A 3,361-nucleotide genomic window follows, 5' to 3' on the forward strand; every position below is an offset into this window, starting at 1 on the left:
TTATCTCATCAACCGAATTTATTATAGAGCCTCTTTTTGCTTATTGAGAATTCATTGATTTGTGGTAAAATATTAAAATTGGAACAAAAGACTCAAAAAGATAGAATTCATTAAGTGGAAGTGACGAAAAGTGATTTATTTAGATAATGCAGCGACTACAAAACCTGCACAAGATGTGTTAGACACCTTTGTTAAAGTCAACCAAGATTTATATTTTAATCCGAATAGTCCACACCAAGCAGGTTTGCAAGCTGAACAATTGTTGAAACAAGCGAAGCTACAAATCAACCAAATTCTGAACTTAGAAGATAGATACGATATTATTTTTACAAGTGGTGCGACAGAATCCAATAATATGGCATTAAAAGGTGCTGCTTATAACCGAAAACCTTATGCTGATGAAATTATTGTTTCTGTTTTAGAACATCCATCAGTGTTAGAAGTGATGCGTCACTTAGAAGAAGAAGGGTTTAAATTACGTTATGTGAATGTGACAAAAGCAGGCACCATTGATTTAGAACACTTAAAATCATTGATGAATCCGAATGTTGGTCTTGTCACATGTATGCACGTTAATAACATTACTGGCCAAATTCAACCGATTGAAGCGATTGCTGAAATACTTGAAGCGTATCCAAAAGCACATTTTCATGTGGATGCTGTGCAAGCTATTGGAAAAACTCCTTTACACTTTAATGGTGTAGACAGTGTTAGTTTTAGCGGTCATAAGTTTAATGGCTTAAAAGGACAGGGATTATTATTAGTACGTAATATTCATAACCTTGAACCTGTGATTCATGGCGGTGGCCAAGAATATGGTTTAAGAAGCGGAACAGTTAATTTACCGGTAGATATTGCGATTGTTAAAGCGTTGAAACATGCTGTAAGCGAACAAGAACAACTGAATTCAAGATTGACTGAATGGAATGAAGACTTACGAAACTTCTTTGAAGCGTATCCAGGGGTACATGTGAATTCACCACATCAAAGTGCACCACATATTCTAAATGTTGGCTTTGATGGCGTGAAAGGGGAAGTATTAGTCAATGCTTTCTCAAAACAAGGTATCATGTTATCTACAACAAGTGCATGTTCATCAAAACATAGTCGTTTAAATGAAGTGTTACTAGCGATGGGGATCAGTGAATCAAGAATTGAAGGCAGTATTCGTATTTCTATGGGTGCAATAACGACTGAATCAGACATTGAAGGATTTAAAGAAGCGTTTAAAATTGTTTATGAAGAAATGAAGGAGTTGTTAAAGAAATGATCTATGATCATATTTTAGTGCGTTATGGTGAACTAACGCTTAAAGGTGCGAACCGAAAAATGTTTGTGAACCGTTTACGTTCAAATGTCAAACAGGCTTTAATGCCACTTCAAGGCTACCATGTTAAAGCAAACCGAGACAGAATGTATATTGAAGTCACACCTGAAGCGGATATCGAAGAAATTATGCGTCGTATTAGCCAAGTATTTGGTGTGAAGTCCATCAGTCCTGTGATGAAGCTTGAAAAAGATTTAGAAGTAGTGAAAAAACAAGCAAGTAAATTTGCGAAAGCCTATGCAGACGGTGATTCATTCAAAATTGATGTAAAACGTGCGGACAAGCAGTTTCCATATGATACGTATCAATTACAACGTATGCTTGGCGGGGCAGTGTTAGAAAACAATGAACAAGTCCATGTAAATGTTAAACAACCAGATCATGTCATTAAAACAGAAGTACGCTTAGATGCAATTTATATTTATGACCGTGTGATTGATGGCGTTGGCGGATTACCAGTTGGTACAGGCGGTAAAACATTATTAATGTTGTCAGGCGGTATTGATTCACCAGTAGCAGGTATGGAAATCATGCGTCGTGGTGTAACAGTAGAAGCCATTCATTTCCATAGTCCGCCATTTACAAGTGAAAAAGCTAAAGAAAAAGTCATTGAACTAACGCGTATCTTAGCTGAACGTGTAGGGCCGATCAAATTGCACATCGTTCCATTTACAGAAGTTCAAAAACAAATTCATAAAGTAGTCCATGAACGCTATACTATGACATCTACAAGAAGAATGATGATGCGCATTGCTGATAAAGTAGTACATCAAATTGGCGCAGATGCGATTGTTAATGGTGAAAACTTAGGACAAGTTGCCAGCCAAACACTTAAAAGTATGTATGCGATTAACCATGTTACTTCAACGCCAGTCTTACGTCCGTTATTAACATTAGATAAAGAAGAAATTGTCATTAAAGCAAAACAATATGGTACGTTTGAAACATCAATTCAACCATTTGAAGATTGCTGTACAATCTTCACTCCTAAAAACCCGGTTACAGAACCTGATTTTGAAAAAGTAGAACGCTATGAAAGTGTATATGACTTTAGTGAAATGATTGATCGTGCTGTAGAAGGTATTGAAACTATTGAAGTCACTAAAAATTATCAAAGTCAAAAAGACAAAACAACAGAAGCGTTAATGGAAGATTTATTCTAAGTAATATGTGAGTAAAAAGGGGTAAACATCGTGGAATGGGATTTGACACTGATATTAATCATAATTGTATTTGGGTTTTTAGCTGCGTTTATTGATGCAGTAGTTGGTGGCGGTGGTTTAATATCTACACCGGCTTTACTCGCCATAGGTCTCCCGCCAGCAACTGCACTTGGAACAAATAAACTAGCAAGTTCATTTGGTTCTTTAACCAGTGCGATTAAGTTTATACGTTCCGGCAAGGTCGATTTGAAAATTGTAGGCAAGCTCTTCCCATTTGTCTTTTTAGCGGCAGTGGGCGGTGCGAGCTTGGCTTCCTTTTTACCAGCTTCAGTCTTAAAACCGCTTGTCATAATCATCTTAACGATTGTGATGATTTATACACTCGTGCGTAAAGATTGGGGCAGTATACGAACATATCAAAAGCTTTCAACTAAAAAAGCGATTCTCTTTACAAGTGTATTATTACTCATCGGTTTTTATGACGGCTTTTTAGGTGGAGGCACAGGCTCGTTCATGTTGTTCACTTTACTGATAGTCGGATTTGATTTCTTAAGTGCTGCTGGTAACGCGAAAGTCCTTAATTTCGCTTCAAATATCGGTGCATTATTGCTATTTATGTTGCTAGGCAAAGTTGATTACGGGATCGGTTTGATTATGGCTTTCAGTATGATTGTCGGTTCCTATGCAGGTGCGCAATTTGCACTGAGACAAGGTGTCGGTTATGTCAGAGTATTGTTTGTCATCGTAACGAGTGCATTAATTCTTAAAAATATCTATGATTATATGCATCAATGGGTTAATTAAAGTAAACTGCGTCTTAAACTGTACGCAGTTTACTTTTTGTGTGCGCTCGGCATGATTAACAACTTGA

The 3,361-nt window shown here is 36.9% G+C and carries 3 protein-coding genes; all 3 read left to right on the forward strand.

Features of this window, described 5'->3' with window-relative positions:
* The first annotated feature begins 130 nt into the window (after positions 1–130).
* The 3 genes from HMPREF2937_RS03755 to HMPREF2937_RS03765 are packed head-to-tail and all read left to right on the forward strand — an operon-like array spanning position 131 to position 3,294.
* Positions 131–1,270, forward strand: coding sequence for a cysteine desulfurase family protein (locus HMPREF2937_RS03755; RefSeq protein WP_070625258.1), 1,140 nt, complete (start codon positions 131–133; stop codon positions 1,268–1,270).
* Entirely contained in the window at positions 1,267–2,490 is a 1,224-nt protein-coding gene (thiI, locus tag HMPREF2937_RS03760; protein WP_070864059.1) for a tRNA uracil 4-sulfurtransferase ThiI, read from the forward strand. The genes HMPREF2937_RS03755 and thiI overlap by 4 nt, the downstream gene beginning before the upstream one ends.
* 30 nt (positions 2,491–2,520) lie before the next feature.
* Entirely contained in the window at positions 2,521–3,294 is a 774-nt protein-coding gene (locus tag HMPREF2937_RS03765; protein ID WP_070848442.1) for a TSUP family transporter, read from the forward strand.
* Positions 3,295–3,361: the final 67 nt, after the last annotated feature.

The sequence above is a fragment of the Staphylococcus sp. HMSC061G12 genome, assembly GCF_001838465.1.
In the GTDB taxonomy this organism is placed as follows: domain Bacteria; phylum Bacillota; class Bacilli; order Staphylococcales; family Staphylococcaceae; genus Staphylococcus; species Staphylococcus simulans.